Source organism: Pseudomonas sp. rhizo25, assembly GCF_031931935.1.
In the GTDB taxonomy this organism is placed as follows: Bacteria; Pseudomonadota; Gammaproteobacteria; order Pseudomonadales; family Pseudomonadaceae; genus Aquipseudomonas; species Aquipseudomonas synxantha.
This window is the reverse complement of sequence record NZ_JAUJXA010000010.1, coordinates 1-18389: the sequence shown is the minus strand read 5'-3', so window position 1 is coordinate 18389 and position 18389 is coordinate 1. Positions and strand designations below refer to the sequence as shown.

Here is an 18389-nt window from a genome sequence, read left to right as displayed (position 1 = left end):
GTCTTGCTTTTTAACATAGGTGAGCAGATGCAGCGCAGATTCGTTGAATGACCCCGCCATCGGTTAGACTGGCCACCTTTCCCTGTCTCTAGAAGCCCGTTCATGGCCCAGCCGTCCACGACCTACAAATTCGAACTCAACCTCACCGACCTCGACCGCTCGGTGTATGAGAGCGTCAAACAGACCATCGCCCGCCACCCTTCGGAAACCGAAGAGCGCATGACCGTGCGTCTGCTGGCCTACGCCCTTTGGTACAACGAGCAGTTGGCGTTCGGGCGTGGCCTGTCAGATGTAGACGAGCCGGCCCTGTGGGAAAAAAGCCTGGATGATCGGGTTTTGCACTGGATCGAAGTCGGCCAGCCGGATGCCGACCGCCTGACCTGGTGTTCGCGCCGCACCGAACGCACCAGCCTGCTGGCCTATGGCAGCCTGCGTGTGTGGGAAGGCAAGGTAGTGCCGGTGGCCAACAACCTGAAGAACGTGCACATCGCTGCCGTGCCCCAGGAAGTGTTGGAGACCCTGGCCAAGGACATGCCGCGGGTGATCAAGTGGGATGTGATGATCAGCGAAGGTACGATCTTCGTGACCGACGACCGTGGCCAGCATGAAGTGCAACTGCAATGGCTGGTTGGCGAGCGCGGTTGAATCGTGGCTGAGCACGGCTCCCTGTAGGAGCGAGCTTGCTCGCGAAAAACCTCCGGGCACCGCGATCACCCAGACATCCCGCGTCATCGTTAACCACCTTCGCGAGCAAGCTCGCTCCTACAATTATTAAAGAGAAGTTATCACCACCGTATGCGTATCGATCCCCGCCCATTGCCCGCCGTCCTGCCATTCCTCGGTGAATTGCCGCCGCTGTTGACCCGTCTCTACGCCGCACGCGGGGTGCAATCGGAAGCCGAGCTGGACAAGAGCCTGGCGCGATTGATTCCCTACCAGCAGCTCAAGGGCATCGATGCGGCGGTGGACTTGCTGGTGACCGCCCTGGAGCAGCGCCAGCGCATCCTGATCGTCGGTGACTTCGACGCTGATGGCGCCACGGCGAGCACCGTGGGCACCCTGGGCCTGCGCTTGCTCGGGGCGGCCCATGTCGACTACCTGGTGCCCAACCGCTTCGAATACGGCTACGGCCTGACCCCGGAGATTGTCGCGGTGGCGCTGCAACGCGAACCGCAGTTGCTGATCACCGTGGACAACGGTATCTCCAGCGTCGAAGGCGTGGCGGCGGCAAAGGCGGCGGGATTAAAAGTGCTGGTGACCGACCATCACCTGCCGGGCGATGAACTGCCGGCGGCGGACGCCATCGTCAATCCGAACCAGCCGGGCTGCGGGTTTCCCAGCAAGGCCCTGGCCGGGGTCGGGGTGATTTTCTACGTGCTGATGGCCTTGCGTGCGCGTTTGCGCAGCTTGGGCTGGTATGACAACAGCCCACAGCCGAACATCGGTGAACTGCTCGACCTGGTGGCCCTGGGCAGTGTCGCCGACGTGGTGCCGCTGGACGCCAACAACCGCATCCTCGTCCATCAGGGCCTGGAGCGTATCCGTGCGGGTCGGGCGCGACCCGGGATCAAGGCGATCCTCGAAGTAGCCAAGCGCGATCATGCCCGTATCACCTCCACCGACCTGGGTTTTATCCTCGGCCCGCGTCTGAATGCGGCCGGGCGCCTGGATGATATGAGCCTGGGCATCGAATGCCTGCTCACTACCGACGTTGCCGCCGCACGGGAAATGGCCGCGCAACTGGACGGCATGAATCAAGACCGCAAATCCATCGAACAAGGCATGCAGCGCGAGGCCCTGGCCCAGCTCAAGGACTTGCCGGTGGAGTCGATGCCGTACGGCTTGTGCCTGTTCGACCCGGAGTGGCACCAAGGGGTAATCGGCATCCTCGCGTCGCGCATGAAGGAGCGCTATTTCCGCCCGACCATCGCTTTCGCCGATGCAGGCGATGGCCTGCTCAAGGGCTCTGGCCGCTCGGTGCAAGGCTTTCATATTCGCGATGCACTGGCGGTCGTTGCCAGCCAACATCCCAACCTGATCACCAAATACGGCGGTCACGCCATGGCGGCGGGGCTGACCTTGCCCGAAGCGAACTTCCCACTGTTTGCCGAAGCCTTCGATGCCGAAGTGCGTCGGCAGCTGCGTGAAGAGGACCTCACCGGCCGCCTGCTCTCCGACGGCACCTTGGCCGTGGAAGAGTTCCACCTGGAGCTGGCCCGCGCCCTGCGCCATGCCGGCCCATGGGGGCAGCACTTTCCCGAGCCGTTGTTTCATGGTGTGTTTCAGTTGGTGGAGCAGCGGGTAGTGGGGGAGCGGCACCTGAAGGTGGTGCTCAAGAGCGAATGCGGGTCAGTGAAGCTCGATGGTATCGCCTTTGGCGTGGACCGCGAGGTGTGGCCGAACCCGACCGTGCGGTGGGTAGAGTTGGCTTATAAGCTGGATGTGAACGAGTTTCGCGGCAATGAGACTGTACAGCTGATGATTGCCCACATCGAACCGCGCTAGATATTACTGACAATACAAAACAAATGTGGGAGGGGGCTTGCTCCCGATAGCGGTGGATCAGTCATACATCATTGACTGACACCCTGCTATCGGGAGCAAGCCCCCTCCCACATTTGGTTTTGTGTACAGCCCTGGAGCTACTCGGTTTTGCCCTGGTGCTTGACGATAATGTCCACCAAGCGCTTGGCCAGCGCCGGGTAGTTTTCATCGAAGTGGTGCCCGCCCGGCAGCTTCATGGCTTCGCCCACCGCAGTCTTGTCGGTGCAGCCACTCTCATCGACTTCTTCCGCGCCGTAGATGCATACGACCTTCTCTGGCGGTAGCTTGGCCATTTCCGGGCCGGTCGCGGCTTCTTTGCCGGCGTTACCCAGCCAACCCTCCACTTCGATTTCAAAGCTGCCGGTGCGGGCGAAGGCCAGCAGGATGATTGCGTCGACCCGTTGCTGTTCGTTTTCCGGCATACGGTTGTAAATGGCCGGCAGTACATCGGCGCCAAACGAATAACCGGTCAGCACGAAGCGTTTGGTGCCCCATTTCTGCCGGTAGTGCTGCATCAGCTCAGTGAGGTCCTTGGCGCTTTGTTCCGGAGTCTTGTGCTGCCAGTAGTAGCGCAGGGTGTCGATGCCGACCACCGGGTAACCGATCTTGGCCATCTCGCCGGCCACGTCGCGATCCAGGTCGCGCCAGCCGCCGTCACCGGAGAGGAACAGGGTTACGGTGTCCTTGGCTTGGCCAGCGGGTACTTCCACCACTGGAATGGCCAGGCCGCCGTTGTCCGAACCTACCAGTTGCTTGCGCAACTCGTTGTTCAGGATTTGCGGGTAATGAATGTCGTAATCGCTGATGCTGGTGGTGGCACGCGGAGTGTCGCGTACGAAGCTGGCGCTTTCATCGTCAGGATTATCGTTCCACGCTACCAGCCAGTTGCCATGGGCGGCGGTTTTCGGCAGCGGGTCCTTGCAGCCTTCCTGGGTCAATGCGAAGCCCACCGAGATGGCGTTGGCCTTGTCATCGTTCTGGGTGGCCAGCCAGCGCCAGGCGAGTGCGGCGCCAGGGCCGATGCCGCTGACCAGGGTCGCCGGGCCCTTAAGCTGGGCCAGGGCGCCTTGCAGGGCTTGTTCCTGCACTGTGCAGTCAGCCTTGGGCAGCACCACCTGGATGATCTGTGCCGCGCCACCCTGGCTCAGGGCAATCAGCTGGCTGTCGGTCAGGGCTTCATCAGCCATCACCGCCACGGCTACACGAGCTTTCGCGGTGCTGGCCGGGGTCACGCGGGTCATCACCGAGCCGTCGGCCTGGGGCAATTGCTCCAGGGTCGGTTGCGGAGCAGGGCGGTTCCAGTACCAATAGCCGCCACCCAGGATCAGGGCGAGCAGCACTACAAAGGCCAATACATACCGCCAGGAGCGTCGAATCATCAGCGTTTCACCAATCCAGTCAAGCCGCCCGCGATCAGGGCGGCGGTATCGGCCAGTGCCACCAGCGGATCAAGTCCTGCGGGCACGGCCATGTAACGGGGTTCCCAGTCAGGCTGGAACTTGTCTTTGAAGCGGCGCAGACCTTGAAAGTTATACAGTTGCTCGCCACGACGGAACACCATCGAGCCCAGGCGCTGGGTCAACGGTGCGCCACGCCGCGGTTGCAGGCCCGACAGCGGCACCATGCCGAGGCTGAAGCGGGCGTAGCCGTGGTTCTTATAATGTTGAATCAGGCCCACCATCATGAACTCCATGGTCAGCTTGGGCGCGTCCGGGTGGGCACGCATCAGGTCAAGGCTGGCCAGGTCATGGTTGTAGGTTTCGAGCAGGTTGGCAAAGGCCACCGGGCGCCCTTCGAAGCGAATGATCGCGATACGGAAGTGCTTGAGGTAGTCGTCGCTGAAACGGCCCAGGGAGAAGCCCTTTTCCCGCACATTCTTACCTGTCAGCCAGGCATCGGAGATAACTTTTAATTCATCCATCGGCGCCTGGCCGGGTTCGAAGATTTCCAGGGACAGGCCGTCCCGGGTGCCACGGTTCCAGGTGTAGCGCAAATCCTTCATCTCTTTGCCCTTGGCTTCCAGGTCAAAGCGTTTCAGGTCGACGCGGGCTTCTTCGCCCAACTTGATCGCGGTGAGGCCGATGTCCATGTAGTACGGCAGGTTCTCGGCACGGACCTGATAGAACACCGGGCGGGCATGATGGATGTCGCACAGGTCACGGAACTGCCAGATCATCTCGGCACGCGGTTGGGTCGGGCCGATCGGGTCGTACAGGGCCACCAGGCTGCGTCCGCGACGGGCGTACATCAGGAAGGCTTCGTCGTTGGGGTGGAACAGCAGCGCCTTGTCGCCAGTCAGCGCCAGGCCGCCGTCGGGCTGGGAGGAGGCCATCAGGATCTTGGTGGCGCGCTCCAGTTCTTCCGACGTCGGCAAGTGGATGACCGGGCGTGCAGTGCGCAGCAGCCAGGTCAGCGACACGATTACCAGCAGTACCGCGGCACCCAGCAATGAGCGCAAGCCACGTGGGGCGTTGGCGTCGAGGGTGAACTGCCACCACAGTTGATGGCTGTAGGGCACGTCCTGATAGGCGAACAGCAGCAGCCAGATCGAAGCGCCGAGTACACAGACACTGGCCACCAGGTACAGCGGCGAAAAAGGCAATTCGGTCAGGCGGCTGGCGCGGTAGAACGAGCGACGGAAGATCGCCAGCAGCACCGCTGTCATGGTCATCAGGCTGGCTTCTTCCCAGTCGAAACCTTTAAGCAGCGAGAGCAGGGCCCCCACCAGCAGCAACACCATGGTCAGCATCCAGGCTGCCGACAAACGTCGACGCAGGCCCTGGGCGAGCAGCAGGCACAACACGCCGATCAGGCTGGCACCAAAGTGCGAAGCGTCAATCAGGCGGTGGGGAATCAGGAAGCCGATGTTTTCCAGGCGTGAGTCGATTTCTGGCGTGGCGCCGGAAAACAGCAGGACCACGCCGGACAAAAAAACCAGTACGGCCAGTACTGGCGCCGCCAGCCCCGAGGCCACCCGCAGGCTTTGCTGGGTCTGGAATAGACGCTGGGCCTCGTTGACCAGCAGGAACACACAGGCGATCAACAGCGGCAGGACCACATAGATCATCCGGTACAGCAGCAAGGCTGCAGCCAGGGGCGCGGCACCGAGTTTGTCGGCGAAGGCCGCCAGCAGGATCGCTTCGAATACACCCACGCCTCCCGGCACATGGCTGAGCACGCCGGCGGCCAGGGCCAGCAGGTACACCAGCAGGAACGGACCGAAGGGCGGTGCTTCCGGCAACAACATATAAAGGACGGTAGCGGCAGCGGCGACGTCCAGTGCGGTGATGATCAGTTGCAGGAAGGTCAGGCGACGGCCAGGCAGGCGCAGCGTACGGCGTCCGGCCTTGACCAGCAGGTTGTCGGGATAGGGCTGTTCCGGCAGGCGGCGGCGATAGATACCGATGCACAACGCGGCTGACAGCAGCAGCACGGCACCGGCGATGCCGCCGAGCAGGCCTTGCGGTAAATGCAGGTAAGTCGAGGCCGCCGGCAGGTTGCTCAAGGTGGCCAATGCGGCCAGTGGCGGCAGGGCACAGCCCAGGGCCAGGCTGGCGAACACGGTCATGTGCGCTACTTCCGACGCGCCGATGCCATGCCGTGCATATAGACGGTAGCGCACCGAGCCGCCCGAGAGCATCGACAAACCAATGGCGTTGCCGATGGCAAAGGCGGTGAAGCCACCCAGGGCCAGGGTCTTGGCGGGCAACTTCACCCCGGCATAACGGGCACCGGAGAATTCATAGCCGAGCAGGATGACGAAGCCGGCGACCGCCGCTGCAAACGCGCCGAGCAGGGATGGCTTGGGCACCTCCAGGATCGAGTCATGCAGGGCATAGAGATCCAGTTCCAGCAGCAGGTGTCGGCAAGCGATCAGGGCGATAGCAAACAACAGCAGCGTAACCGCCAGGCCGATAGGCTGCCGGTACTTGCTCAACAGATCCAGCCAGCGCAAGCGGGTGGGCGTGATCGGTTGTTCTGCTGTGACAGTGTCTTGTGGTTCAGACGAGTTGGCGCGCATCAATCACCTCGTGGATTGTGCGCGACAGGATGGGGGTATCCAGCCAAGTTACCAATCCCTATGGACAAAATAATTACAAATATTAACGCGGATCACCGGGTGGGGCGACTGCGGCCATTGGTCGTAGAGGGAAGCGCTTGAGCATTGAGCCTAGCGTGCAATGAGATGGACTCTACAAACCCTGTACGGTTTCATGAAAGATGCCATGTCATTGTTTCAGGAGAACTTTTTCACCGGATACAAAAAAGGCCACTCTTTCGAGTAGCCTTTTTTGATGTTTGGTTGCGGGAGCCGGATTTGAACCGACGACCTTCGGGTTATGAGCCCGACGAGCTACCAGACTGCTCCATCCCGCGTCTGTGGGCGGCATTCTACAGCCCAGCGGCAGGGTGTCAACCGTTAATGCACCGATGGGGCCAATTAGTGCGAATTATTCTGAAATCAAGGTGTTGGCGCGTTTTTGGTAAGAGGGGGATGAAAAACAGACGCGCACAAAAAAGGCCACTCTTTCGAGTAGCCTTTCTTGATGTTTGGTTGCGGGAGCCGGATTTGAACCGACGACCTTCGGGTTATGAGCCCGACGAGCTACCAGACTGCTCCATCCCGCGTCTGTGTGTCGGCATTCTACAGAGGAACGCGAGTGTGTCAACCCGTTAATCGAAGAAAAGCGCTTGTGCTTCAATCGGTTAGCTCTCAAAAGTGCGGCCTTGAACCGCTCGGGGCCAGTCAGGCCGAGGCTTTCAGCTCTATCGGAAGGCTGAATTCGATTGAGAAAATAAATTCATCTGAGAAATTTCCTACCACTTGGAAGGAAGAATCAAACTACTGGTGCTATATACAGGTGTGAATGCGATACTGCCCACCCGTTGGTTCACACCCCGTTTATATGACGCAGCGCAAAATCATCCACGTCGATTGTGATTGCTTCTACGCCGCCATTGAGATGCGCGATGACCCGAGCCTGGCGCAAAAGCCCTTGGCCGTGGGTGGCTCGGCGGACCGTCGGGGCGTGATCGCTACTTGCAACTACGAAGCACGGGCTTACGGGGTTCGTTCTGCCATGTCGTCGCGCCATGCCTTGAAGCTGTGCCCGGACCTGACCATCGTCAAGCCGCGCATGGATGCCTATAAAGAAGCATCGAAGGAAATCCAGACGATCTTTCGCGACTACACCGACTTGATCGAGCCGTTGTCGCTGGATGAAGCCTACCTTGATGTCTCCGACAGTTCGCATTTTGGCGGCAGTGCCACGCGCATTGCCCAGGATATCCGCCGCCGTGTTTCCAACCAGCTGCATATCACCGTGTCTGCCGGTGTGGCGCCGAACAAGTTCTTGGCCAAGATCGCCAGCGACTGGAAGAAACCCAACGGCCTGTTCGTGATCACCCCGGACCAGGTCGAAGACTTTGTTTCGCAGTTGCGCGTCAGCAAGTTGCACGGCGTCGGCAAGGTCACGGCGGATAAGCTCGCACGCCTGGGTATCGAAGACTGCCTGCAGTTGCGCGAGTGGAACAAACTGGCGCTGGTGCGCGAATTTGGCAGTTTTGGCGAGCGCCTGTGGAGCCTGGCCCGTGGGATTGATGACCGCGTGGTGCAGAACGACAGCCGTCGACAATCCATCAGTGTGGAAAATACCTACGACGTGGACTTGCCGGATCTCTCAAGCTGCCTGGCGAAACTGCCCGAGCTGATGGAAACCCTGGCCGGGCGGATGGCGCGCATAGACAGCAGCTACCGGGCAGGCAAGCCGTTTGTAAAAGTGAAGTTTCATGACTTTACCCAGACGACACTGGAACAGGCCGGGGCAGGGCGGGATCTGGAGAGTTATCAACAGTTGCTGACCCAGGCGTTTAACCGTGGGGGGAAACCGGTGCGATTGCTGGGGATTGGGGTGCGGTTGCTGGACCTGAGCGGCGGTAACGAACAGCTCGAATTTTCCTGGTAAAAACCGGGTGCTCTCTGTAGGAGCGAGCTTGCTCGCGAAAAACTCATAGGCACCGCGTTCTTCCAGGAAACACGCGTTATCGTTGACGTTTTTCGCGAGCAAGCTCGCTCCTACAAAAAAAGCCTGGGATCAGCGTGCGCCAGGGTCTGCCACCAAGCGCCCCGCATCCTTGGTCAGTGCCTGCACAAACTCCTGCTGCAATTCCGGATCATTGCGGGTCAGCTCGATCAGGCTTTGCTCCAGTTCGCTGGCTTCTTCTTCCAGGCCCAGTTCCGACAGGCGCTTGACCCGGTGTACCCACTGGTTCACCTCGTCATCTTCCAGGTCGTCGTAGATCAGCCCATGGGCTTCCAGCAATTTGCCGCGCAGGCTGTTGCTGACCGCCAGGGTCGAGTCCGTATGCACGTCATCCTGGCCGTCTTCGACGCTGATCTTCAAGGTGGTGACGCGGTTCAGGTCTTGCTCGGCAAATGGGCTGTCCAACAGGTTCAGGCGCAGTATGCCGTTGCGGTCGGTGGTCAGCTCATGGGTCTGCTTGCCGGCGGTGACCTGTACCGGGCGTTCGCTCCAGGGCAGGCTCGAGTACTCCAGGCGCTTGTCACGCTGGACTTCATCGATGGCTGCCAGGTTCTGTTGCGCACGGCCGTGGGATTGCACGTTCATGAACGGGTTGATGCCGTCCACGCCGTAGCTCAACCAGTCACGGGTCACGCTCGTGGGCAAGTTGCCGAGGGCGAAGATATTCGCCACGTTGGCGCCCACGCCGGCCACCAACGCCACGGCGCCCAGCGGCATCTCATAGAGTTTGCGCCAGGGCTGGTAGGGCGTGTAGCGGTCGTAACGACGGGTGACTTCGAATTCGGTGACCTCGAAGGTCTTCTGCTCATGGATGCGAACCCGGCGTTGCGGCAGCTCCAGCACTTTGGGTTCGCCGACATCGATCTGCAGGCTGTGGTCGAGCAACTTGCGCTCGATCCGCTCTTCGTGCTCGCTGCGTTGCGACATCTGATTGGCGCAGCCGCTGACCAGCAGGGCGCCGCACAAGGCGGCGCCCCCCAGGGCTCTGGTGTGTGGCTTGAACATGACGTCTCTTGGTCTGGTTTTCAGCGACGAATGCGCGCCTGGAGGAAAGACAGCACGTCAGCCACCGGCAACGGTTGGGCTTCGGCTTCGGTCCGGCTCTTGTATTCCAGGTTGCCATCGGCCAGGCCGCGGTCACTGACCACGATCCGGTGCGGGATGCCAATCAGTTCCATGTCGGCAAACTTGATACCCGGGCTGGTCTTCTTGTCCCGGTCATCCAGCAGCACTTCAAAACCGGCGGCCGTCAGTTCGGCATACAGTTTGTCGGTGGCTTCGCGTACCTGCTCGGTTTCGTAGCGCAGTGGCACCAGGGCCACCTGGAACGGTGCGAGGGCGTCACTCCAGATAATGCCTTTTTCGTCGTTATTCTGTTCGATGGCAGCGGCTACCACACGAGAAACGCCGATGCCGTAGCAACCCATTTCCAGGGTGATCGGCTTGCCGTTCTCGCCCAGCACTTCGCACTTCATCGCCTTGCTGTACTTGTTGCCCAGCTGGAAGATATGCCCGACTTCGATGCCGCGCTTGATTTCCAGGGTGCCCTTGCCATCCGGGCTTGGGTCGCCGGCGACAACGTTACGCAGGTCGGCCACGGTCGGCACCGGCAGGTCGCGCTCCCAGTTCACGCCGAAGTAGTGCTTGTCGTCGATGTTCGCGCCGATGCCGAAGTCGCTCATCAGCTCTACCGAACGGTCGATGATGATCGGCAGCGGCAGGTTCAGCGGGCCCAGGGAACCGGCACCGGCGCCGATGGCGTCACGCAGTTCGGCGTCGGAGGCCATGACCAGCGGGCTGGCGACGCCAGGCTGGTTGGCCGCCTTGATTTCGTTGAGCTCGTGGTCGCCACGTATGACCAGGGCGATCAGCTTGCCTTCTTCTTCGGCGTGCACGATCAAGGTCTTGATGGTCTTTTCAATCGGCAGATTGAATTTTTCCACCAGGGCCGCGATGGTCTTGGTGTCAGGGGTATCGACCAGGCGCAGTTCCTCGGTCGGTGCGGGGCGGGAAGTTTCCCGTGGCACGGCTTCGGCTTTCTCGATGTTGGCCGCGTAGTCGGAGCCGTTGCTGAACACGATATCGTCTTCGCCGGATTCGGCCAGCACGTGGAATTCGTGGGAGCCGGCACCGCCGATGGAGCCGTTGTCCGCTTCAACCGGGCGGAATTTCAGGCCCAGGCGCGTAAACACGTTGCAATAGGCCTGGTGCATGCGGTCGTAGGTGACCTGCAGCGACGCGAGGTCGGCGTGGAAGGAATAAGCATCCTTCATGATGAACTCGCGGCCACGCATCAGGCCGAAGCGTGGGCGGATTTCATCACGGAACTTGGTCTGGATCTGATACAGGTTCAGTGGCAACTGCTTATAGCTGCTCAACTCGTTGCGCATCAGGTCGGTGATGACTTCTTCATGGGTCGGGCCGGCGCAGAAATCGCGGCCATGACGGTCCTTGAAGCGCAGCAACTCAGGGCCGTACTCTTCCCAGCGCCCGGATTCCTGCCACAACTCAGCCGGTTGGGTGCTCGGCATCAACACTTCCAGAGAGCCGGCGGCGTTCATTTCTTCACGAACGATGGCTTCGACCTTGCGCATCACCTTCAAGCCCATGGGCAACCAGGTGTACAGGCCGGAGGCCAGTTTGCGGATCATGCCGGCGCGCAGCATCAGCTGGTGGCTGATCACTACCGCGTCGGAAGGCGTTTCTTTCTGTGTGGCGAGCAAATATTGACTGGTACGCATGGTAGGCCGTTGTCGGTTGCTTGGACTTGAAATGACTTGGGATTGTACGGGCGCTTGCTGCTCGCGTACAGGCATGAGCTATGTAGGAGCGAGCTTGCTCGCGAAGATCGTCAACGATGACGTGGGAAACCGGGGAGAACGCGGTGTCTGTGAGTTCTTCGCGAGCAAGCTCGCTCCTACAAGGGATCCGTTTCTTCAGAGGGGTTCAACCGTGCACGCCTATTTTCCTGGAACCAGTGCAACGCAATCAGGAACAGCGTCGGCAGGCCCAGCAGGCAGGTGATCATGAAGAAGTTGTGGTAACCGAACTTCTCCACCATCACCCCCGAATACCCGCCGATCAGGCGTGGCAGCAACAGCATGATCGAGCTGAGCAACGCGTACTGGGTGGCGGAGAACTTGAGGTTGGTCAGGCTCGACAGGTAGGCGACAAACGCCGACGTGGCCAGGCCCGAGCTGAAGTTATCCAGGGAAATGGTGACGATCAGCATCTGCAGGTCGGGGCCCATGTCGGCGAGCATCACGAACAACAGGTTGGTGCCGGCCGAGGCCACGCCGCCGATGAACAGGATCGGCAGGATACCGAACCGCACAATCAATAGGCCGCCCATGCCGGCGCCGACCAGGGTCATGATCAGGCCGAAGATTTTGCTCACCCCGGCGATCTGGTCCTTGGTAAAGCCCTGGTCGATGTAGAACACGTTGGCCATCACGCCCATCACCGTGTCGGACATGCGATAGGTGGCAATCAGCCCGAGCAGCAACAGTGCCTGCCAGCGATAACGCAGGATGAAGTCGTTGACCGGCGTCAGCACCGGCGCCAGGCCCCGGCGCCCCATGGCCGACAGGCACAGCGAAGTGAGCGTGATATAGAGGATGGCGCGCAGGAATGCGCGGTCTTCCATCAGCAATTCCCATAGGCTCACACCCTGGAACAGCACGCTGGCGAAGTCAGTGTTGTACAGCTGGGTGAACATCGCCGGCACCGACACCAGCAGCACGATCAACACGAACACCGACACCAGTTGGTGCACGAAGCTGTAGCGCCCGGCCTGCAACTGGGTGCGCAGGGGCACATCGGGCTCACGCATCAACAGGGTGGTCAGCAGGGCCGGAACCATCAACACGCCGAACAGCACATAGGTGCCGGTCCAGGCCGAGTGTTTATAGTTGAAGCCGGTGGAGCCGAAGCCTTCGGCAAAGAACAGTGCGCCGGCCGTGGCCAGCAGTGCGGCAATGCGATAACCGGACATATAGCTTGCGGCCAGGGCGGCCTGGCGGCTGTCGTCGGCAATTTCCAGGCGATAGGCATCCACGGCAATGTCTTGGGTGGCCGACGCGAACGCGACCACCACCGCAATGGCGATCAACCAGGACAAGTGTTTTTGCGGATCGCAGAAGCCCATGCCGATCAATCCGAGGATCACCAGCGACTGGGCCAGCACCAGCCAGGAACGACGACGCCCCAATTTACCGAGTAACGGCAGGCGCCATTGGTCGAGCAGCGGCGACCAGACCCATTTGAAGGCGTAGGCCAGACCGATCAGGCTCGCATAACCGATGGTCTCGCGGGCCACACCGGCTTCACGCAGCCACACGGAAAGCGTCGAGAACACCAACATGTAAGGCATGCCGGCGGCGAAACCGAGCAACAACAGCACTAACGTCGAGGGGCTGGCATAGGCGGCGAGCGCGGCGCGCCAGGTTTTACGGGGCATGGGCTGGAGTCTGCCTCAGATTTGCGGAAACAAAGCGCGCACTCTAACCGCTGTGCTCTACCGGGCGCCAGCCATGACGCTGAATATCAACGCGATTGTTCAAGATAGTGACGCCTTCGCTACGCAAACGCGCACGTTGTTCGTCACCCGAAGCACTGCCCACCGGCAGGCTTATCCGACCGCCGGCACCCAGCACCCGATGCCAGGGCAATCGCGTGTCCTCGGGCAACTGGCTCAGGGTGCGCCCGACCCAGCGGGCGGCGCGGCCCAGGCCGGCCAGTCGGGCCAGCTCGCCGTAGCTCACCACGCAGCCTTCCGGCACTTGCGCCAGCGTCAGGTACAAGGCGGTACGACGCATGTCGGCGGGGCTTTGCGGCGTATCGGCAGGTAGATTCACTGTGTGGGGATATCCGTTGAGATCGTCGTTGTTTTGTCAGAAACGTCTGTAAACATGGCGATGAGAATTGAACTCAATATAAATCCTTGAGTCAGTTCTAGCCATGTAACACTATAACGCCCCTTATTTTCGCCACCCCTGAGCCCCGTATCTGCTTATGTTGTCCAGAACCCTGTTGTGCCTTGCTGTTTTAAGTGCTTCCACGCCCTTGCTCGCCGATACCGTGTGGTTGAAAAACGGTGATCGCCTGACCGGCAAGATCAAAGTCTTCGATGGCGGCAAATTGCTGATCCAGACCACCTACGCTGGCTCCATCCCGGTGGACTGGAAGCAGGTCAAGACCCTGGAAAGCGACCAGGAACTGCTGGTCAAGCAGGACGCCTACAGCGGCGAAAAGGCCAAGTCCTTGCACGCCTCGGATGACGGCAAGGTGGTGCTGGCCAACGGCGAGGCACCCAAGACCGTGGAGCTGGCAAGTATCCAGCAGATCATGAAGCCCAAGCCAGTGATCGAAGACCTGGTGTGGAAGGGCAACGTCGACCTGGCGCTGGACTACAAGCGTGCCGACAAAGACACCAACGACTACGACGTCGACTTCAAGACGTCGGCCCGTCACGGCCAGTGGCGTCATACGGGCAAGGGTGAATACAACCGCGAGTTCCAGGATGACGTCACCACCACCGACAACTGGGCGCTGGAATACAGCCTGGACCGCTTCATCACCGAGCACTGGTTCTGGCAGGGCCGCTTGACCTACAAGCGCGACAAGGTCGAAGACCTGGCTCGCCAGCGCGTTGTCGGTACCGGCCCGGGCTATCAGTTCTGGGACGATGAGCTGGGCGCCTTCTCCCTGGGTTCGCTGGTCAACCGCACCGATTATGAATATGCCGACGGCGGCAAGGACAACTTCTATTCCCTGGCCATGAAGTGGAACTACAACCGCTACCTGGTGGGCAAGACCGTCGAGTTCTTCACCAACGGTGAATTGGGCAAGCCCCTGGCCGGGCCGGCCGAGTATTCCCTGGATGCCGAGATGGGCCTGCGCTACAAGGTCACCGAATGGGCCTCGCTCAACTTGAAGGCCGAGCGCAACGAGGTCAGCGGCAACTCCGACAGCAGCTTGAGCAAGACCCGCTACACCGCAGGCTTTGGTGTGGCCTGGTAAAACCTGCGTCGGCCACCCTGGCAACCTGCGCGGATATTGATTACCTTGTGTTGAGATCCATTCCCATATGCCATGGACGGCGGAACACCGAGGAGTCATACGTTGAGCGTGCACGTTGCCAAGAACGCCCGAGAGCTGTTGCTCAAGGAATACCGTGGGGCTCTCTCCACACTGTCCAAGGCCATGCCCGGGTTTCCCTTTGGCTCGGTCGTGCCCTATTGCCTTGACGAGCAGGGCCGCCCGCTGATCCTGATCAGCCGCATCGCCCAGCACACCCACAACCTGCAAAAAGATCCCAAGTGCTCGCTGCTGGTAGGTGAGCGCGGGGCCGATGATGTGCAGGCCGTGGGGCGCCTGACCTACCTGGCCGAAGCCGAAAAGCTTGAAGACCAGGCAGTGATTGAAGCCGCTGCCGAGCGCTATTACCGCTATTTCCCCGATTCGGCCAACTACCACAAGGCCCACGATTTCGATTTCTGGGTGCTCAAGCCGGTGCGCCACCGGTATATCGGCGGGTTTGGCGCGATTCACTGGGTCGATCAGTTGACCTTGGCCAACCCGTTTGCCGGCAAGGCCGAACGCAGCATGATCGAGCACATGAACAGCGATCACACCAAGGCCATCGCCCATTACGTCGGGCTCAGCGGGTTGCCCACGTCCGAGCCTGCGCAATTGGCTGGCATCGACAGCGAAGGCATGCACCTGCGTATCGGCCAGTCCCTGCATTGGTTGCCCTTCGCAACGCCTTGCAACACGCCGACACAAGTGCGCGAAGCCTTGGTTTCATTGGCTCACGCCGAGGCCTGGCCGAAAATAACCGCCGCCAATGCTTGAATTCACGAAATGGCGACGTCATCTAAGGTGGACTGGCAAGGCATTCTTGCGTTGAGGAACCATTTGATGCGCCCTTTTTTATTGCTCTTTCTGCTGTTCCCGGTGTTGGAGCTGTTCGTATTCGTTCAAGTCAGCGGTGCGATCGGGTTTTTCCCGGCATTGCTGTTGATCATCGCCGGCTCGATGCTCGGCGTCCTCGTGCTGCGCGTCGCCGGCCTGGCCACGGCGCTGCGTGCCCGTGAAAGCCTGAACCGCGGCGAGTTACCCGCCCAGACCATGCTGGAGGGCTTGATGATGGCGCTGGCAGGTGGCTTGTTGATCCTGCCGGGCTTTGTCAGCGATGTGGTCGGCCTGGTCCTGCTGCTGCCGTTCACGCGCAAGCTGCTGGCGGGCAAAATGCGCCAGCGCGCCGAAGAAGCCGCGATTCGCCAACGCGCCTTCGCCGACGACCTGCAACCCCGCGGCGGTCCGGCTCCGCGCCAGCCCCTGGGACGCGAAGGCGATGTGATCGAAGGCGAATTCGAACATCGCGACAGCAAATAAGCGCTTCACTGGCACGGCACCCTCGGGTGCCGTGTTGCATTCACCCCGCCGCCGACACAAAAAATTTCATCCTTGCCCCCTTGTAATAACCACAGCCGCCCTTATGTAACGGTCACCGCAAGGTTTCTGGTGGTGACACTAGACAGACTTCCGCGATTCGCCCAGCGAGTCGCGACCGGCACCGCCGGAATTTAACCCGCCGGAATTGATACCGGCCGATGAAAAACACAATTAGGAGAGATCGACAATGAAGCTTCGTCCTCTGCACGACCGCGTCGTAATCCGTCGCAGCGAAGAAGAAAAGAAAACCGCTGGCGGGATCGTTCTGCCAGGTTCGGCTGCTGAAAAAGCCAACCACGGTGTGATCGTCGCTGCAGGCCCAGGCAAGACCCTGGAGAACGGTGATGTACGCGCACTGGCCGTGAAGGTGGGTGACAAGGTTGTTTTCGGCCCTTACTCCGGCAGCAACACTGTGAAAGTAGACGGCGAAGACCTGCTGGTAATGGCTGAGAACGAAATTCTCGCCGTTCTGGAAGACTGATTTCCTCGCTCATTTTCCCGTTACTACAAAGTATTTAAGGAATATCGATCATGGCTGCTAAAGAAGTTAAATTCGGCGATTCCGCCCGCAAAAAAATGCTCACCGGTGTCAACGTCCTGGCTGATGCAGTAAAAGCGACCCTCGGCCCGAAAGGTCGTAACGTGATCATCGAGAAGAGCTTCGGCGCTCCGACCATCACCAAGGACGGCGTTTCCGTAGCCAAAGAGATCGAACTGGAAGACCGTTTCGAAAACATGGGTGCGCAGCTGGTCAAAGACGTTGCCTCCCGTGCCAACGATGACGCAGGCGACGGCACCACCACCGCTACCGTCCTGGCCCAGGCGATCGTCAACGAAGGCTACAAGGCCGTCGCTGCCGGCATGAACCCGATGGACCTCAAGCGCGGCATCGACAAGGCGACCATCGCCATCGTGGCTGAGCTGAAGAACCTGTCCAAGCCATGCGCCGACACCAAGGCCATCGCTCAGGTAGGTACCATCTCTGCCAACTCCGACAGCTCCATCGGCGACATCATTGCCCAGGCGATGGAAAAAGTCGGTAAAGAAGGCGTGATCACCGTTGAAGAAGGCTCGGGCCTGGAAAACGAACTGTCGGTTGTAGAAGGCATGCAGTTCGACCGCGGCTACCTGTCCCCGTACTTCGTCAACAAGCCTGAGACCATGGTTGCCGAACTGGACAACCCGCTGATCCTGCTGGTTGACAAGAAGATCTCCAACATCCGCGAAATGCTGCCAGTGCTGGAAGCCGTTGCCAAAGCCGGTCGCCCACTGCTGATCGTTTCCGAAGACGTTGAAGGCGAAGCCCTGGCGACCCTGGTCGTGAACAACATGCGTGGCATCGTTAAAGTCGCGGCCGTCAAGGCTCCAGGCTTCGGCGATCGTCGCAAGGCCATGCTGCAGGACATCGCTGTATTGACCGGCGGTACCGTTATCTCCGAAGAGATCGGCCTGAGCCTGGAAAGCGCCACCCTGGAAAACCTGGGTAGCGCCAAGCGCGTGACCATCTCCAAGGAAAACACCATCATCGTTGACGGTGCTGGCGTTGAAGGCGACATCGAGTCCCGTATCGCTCAGATCCGTGCACAGGTTGCTGAAACCTCCTCGGACTACGACCGTGAAAAACTGCAAGAGCGCCTGGCCAAGCTGTCCGGCGGCGTTGCAGTGATCAAGGTTGGCGCTGGCTCCGAAGTCGAAATGAAAGAGAAGAAAGCCCGCGTTGAAGACGCCCTGCACGCAACCCGTGCAGCCGTTGAAGAAGGCGTGGTACCTGGCGGTGGCGTTGCGCTGATCCGTGCCCTGGAAGCCCTGACTAACCTGACTGGCGACAACGCTGACCAGAACGTCGGTATCGCGGTACTGCGTCGTGCCGTTGAAGCACCGCTGCGCCAGATCGCTGCCAACTCCGGTGACGAGCCAAGCGTTGTGGTCAACGAAGTCAAGAACGGCAAGGGTAACTACGGTTACAACGCTGCGACTGGCGTCTATGGCGACATGATCGAAATGGGCATCCTGGACCCTACCAAGGTGACCCGTTCCGCGCTGCAAGCGGCAGCCTCCATCGGTGGCCTGATCCTGACCACCGAAGCTGCTATCGCTGAAAAGCCGAAGGCTGAAGGCGCAGCTGGCGGCGGTATGCCAGATATGGGTGGCATGGGTGGCATGGGCGGTATGATGTAAGCCAGCCTTACCCGGCGCTATAAAAAGCCCCGCCTGCAGTGATGCAGGCGGGGCTTTTTTGTGAGCTGTGTCCCGTCCTGAATAAGGTTTACGCCTTCTGACCTATCTTCAGGAGGAGTCAATGGATTCGGGCAAAAGGCGGAGCCAGCGTGACTACACGCTAGC

14 protein-coding genes and 2 tRNA genes are annotated in these 18389 nt (G+C 60.3%); 8 read left to right on the top strand and 8 right to left on the bottom strand.

Translation table 11 applies throughout. The features are described 5' to 3' along the window. Nucleotides 1–102 precede the first annotated feature (102 nt). Together QZR30_RS20110 and recJ are read left to right on the top strand one after the other, a co-directional pair. Nucleotides 103–645 (top strand): YaeQ family protein, encoded by a 543-nt coding sequence (locus tag QZR30_RS20110; protein WP_003193952.1) that lies wholly within the window; start codon nucleotides 103–105, stop codon nucleotides 643–645. A 150-nt stretch (nucleotides 646–795) separates the two neighbouring features. Further along, on the top strand, nucleotides 796–2505 hold the full coding sequence (recJ, locus tag QZR30_RS20105; protein ID WP_046069396.1) for a single-stranded-DNA-specific exonuclease RecJ: 1710 nt from the start codon (nucleotides 796–798) through the stop codon (nucleotides 2503–2505). A 137-nt stretch (nucleotides 2506–2642) separates the two neighbouring features. Here recJ and QZR30_RS20100 read toward each other — a convergent pair whose 3' ends face one another. From QZR30_RS20100 to QZR30_RS20085, 4 genes are all read right to left on the bottom strand, one after another. After that, a complete protein-coding gene (locus QZR30_RS20100; RefSeq protein WP_046069395.1) occupies nucleotides 2643–3923 on the bottom strand; it encodes a virulence factor family protein in 1281 nt (426 codons plus the stop codon). After that, on the bottom strand, nucleotides 3923–6565 hold the full coding sequence (mprF, locus tag QZR30_RS20095) for a bifunctional lysylphosphatidylglycerol flippase/synthetase MprF (protein WP_046069394.1): 2643 nt from the start codon (nucleotides 6563–6565) through the stop codon (nucleotides 3923–3925). Before mprF ends, QZR30_RS20100 begins: the two co-directional genes overlap by 1 nt. Nucleotides 6566–6844: 279 nt before the next feature. Next, nucleotides 6845–6921, bottom strand: a tRNA-Met gene (locus QZR30_RS20090). Between the two features lie 175 nt (nucleotides 6922–7096). Next, nucleotides 7097–7173, bottom strand: a tRNA-Met gene (locus tag QZR30_RS20085). 278 nt (nucleotides 7174–7451) lie between these two features. Here QZR30_RS20085 and dinB point away from each other — a divergent pair. Next, complete coding sequence (gene dinB / locus QZR30_RS20080) at nucleotides 7452–8510, top strand: DNA polymerase IV (protein WP_046069393.1); 1059 nt, start codon at nucleotides 7452–7454, stop codon at nucleotides 8508–8510. 129 nt (nucleotides 8511–8639) lie between these two features. Here dinB and QZR30_RS20075 read toward each other — a convergent pair whose 3' ends face one another. The 4 genes from QZR30_RS20075 to QZR30_RS20060 form a co-directional block, all read right to left on the bottom strand. After that, a complete protein-coding gene (locus QZR30_RS20075; RefSeq protein WP_046069392.1) occupies nucleotides 8640–9593 on the bottom strand; it encodes a lipoprotein in 954 nt (317 codons plus the stop codon). A gap of 20 nt (nucleotides 9594–9613) precedes the next feature. After that, a complete protein-coding gene (locus tag QZR30_RS20070) occupies nucleotides 9614–11329 on the bottom strand; it encodes a proline--tRNA ligase (protein WP_056847588.1) in 1716 nt (571 codons plus the stop codon). Between the two features lie 176 nt (nucleotides 11330–11505). Further along, nucleotides 11506–13047: an AmpG family muropeptide MFS transporter gene (locus QZR30_RS20065; RefSeq protein WP_043051603.1), complete on the bottom strand. Its 1542-nt coding sequence runs from the start codon at nucleotides 13045–13047 to the stop codon at nucleotides 11506–11508. A gap of 43 nt (nucleotides 13048–13090) precedes the next feature. Then, nucleotides 13091–13405, bottom strand: coding sequence for an MGMT family protein (locus QZR30_RS20060; RefSeq protein ID WP_043051602.1), 315 nt, complete (start codon nucleotides 13403–13405; stop codon nucleotides 13091–13093). A gap of 196 nt (nucleotides 13406–13601) precedes the next feature. On the opposite strand from QZR30_RS20060, the gene QZR30_RS20055 reads away from it, so the two are divergent. The 5 genes from QZR30_RS20055 to groL all read left to right on the top strand — a co-directional run bounded on the left by QZR30_RS20055 (nucleotide 13602) and on the right by groL (nucleotide 18224). Then, complete coding sequence (locus tag QZR30_RS20055) at nucleotides 13602–14609, top strand: DUF481 domain-containing protein (protein ID WP_046069388.1); 1008 nt, start codon at nucleotides 13602–13604, stop codon at nucleotides 14607–14609. Between the two features lie 102 nt (nucleotides 14610–14711). After that, nucleotides 14712–15443: a HugZ family pyridoxamine 5'-phosphate oxidase gene (locus QZR30_RS20050; protein ID WP_059396557.1), complete on the top strand. Its 732-nt coding sequence runs from the start codon at nucleotides 14712–14714 to the stop codon at nucleotides 15441–15443. Nucleotides 15444–15509: 66 nt separating this feature from the next. Further along, nucleotides 15510–15986: an FxsA family protein gene (locus QZR30_RS20045; RefSeq protein WP_043051599.1), complete on the top strand. Its 477-nt coding sequence runs from the start codon at nucleotides 15510–15512 to the stop codon at nucleotides 15984–15986. Nucleotides 15987–16233: 247 nt separating this feature from the next. Continuing rightward, nucleotides 16234–16527, top strand: a complete 294-nt coding sequence (locus QZR30_RS20040; RefSeq protein ID WP_003193940.1) for a co-chaperone GroES — start codon at nucleotides 16234–16236, stop codon at nucleotides 16525–16527. 50 nt (nucleotides 16528–16577) lie between these two features. Continuing rightward, nucleotides 16578–18224, top strand: coding sequence for a chaperonin GroEL (gene groL, locus QZR30_RS20035; RefSeq protein WP_311904031.1), 1647 nt, complete (start codon nucleotides 16578–16580; stop codon nucleotides 18222–18224). Nucleotides 18225–18389: the final 165 nt, after the last annotated feature.

Coding starts and splice junctions, on each gene's coding strand:
- QZR30_RS20110 (WP_003193952.1), top strand. CDS start 103: ATGGCCCAGCCGTCCACGACCTACAAATTCGAACTCAACCTCACCGAC.
- recJ (WP_046069396.1), top strand. CDS start 796: ATGCGTATCGATCCCCGCCCATTGCCCGCCGTCCTGCCATTCCTCGGT.
- QZR30_RS20100 (WP_046069395.1), bottom strand. CDS start 3,923: ATGATTCGACGCTCCTGGCGGTATGTATTGGCCTTTGTAGTGCTGCTC.
- mprF (WP_046069394.1), bottom strand. CDS start 6,565: ATGCGCGCCAACTCGTCTGAACCACAAGACACTGTCACAGCAGAACAA.
- dinB (WP_046069393.1), top strand. CDS start 7,452: ATGACGCAGCGCAAAATCATCCACGTCGATTGTGATTGCTTCTACGCC.
- QZR30_RS20075 (WP_046069392.1), bottom strand. CDS start 9,593: ATGTTCAAGCCACACACCAGAGCCCTGGGGGGCGCCGCCTTGTGCGGC.
- QZR30_RS20070 (WP_056847588.1), bottom strand. CDS start 11,329: ATGCGTACCAGTCAATATTTGCTCGCCACACAGAAAGAAACGCCTTCC.
- QZR30_RS20065 (WP_043051603.1), bottom strand. CDS start 13,047: ATGCCCCGTAAAACCTGGCGCGCCGCGCTCGCCGCCTATGCCAGCCCC.
- QZR30_RS20060 (WP_043051602.1), bottom strand. CDS start 13,405: ATGCGTCGTACCGCCTTGTACCTGACGCTGGCGCAAGTGCCGGAAGGC.
- QZR30_RS20055 (WP_046069388.1), top strand. CDS start 13,602: ATGTTGTCCAGAACCCTGTTGTGCCTTGCTGTTTTAAGTGCTTCCACG.
- QZR30_RS20045 (WP_043051599.1), top strand. CDS start 15,510: ATGCGCCCTTTTTTATTGCTCTTTCTGCTGTTCCCGGTGTTGGAGCTG.
- QZR30_RS20040 (WP_003193940.1), top strand. CDS start 16,234: ATGAAGCTTCGTCCTCTGCACGACCGCGTCGTAATCCGTCGCAGCGAA.
- groL (WP_311904031.1), top strand. CDS start 16,578: ATGGCTGCTAAAGAAGTTAAATTCGGCGATTCCGCCCGCAAAAAAATG.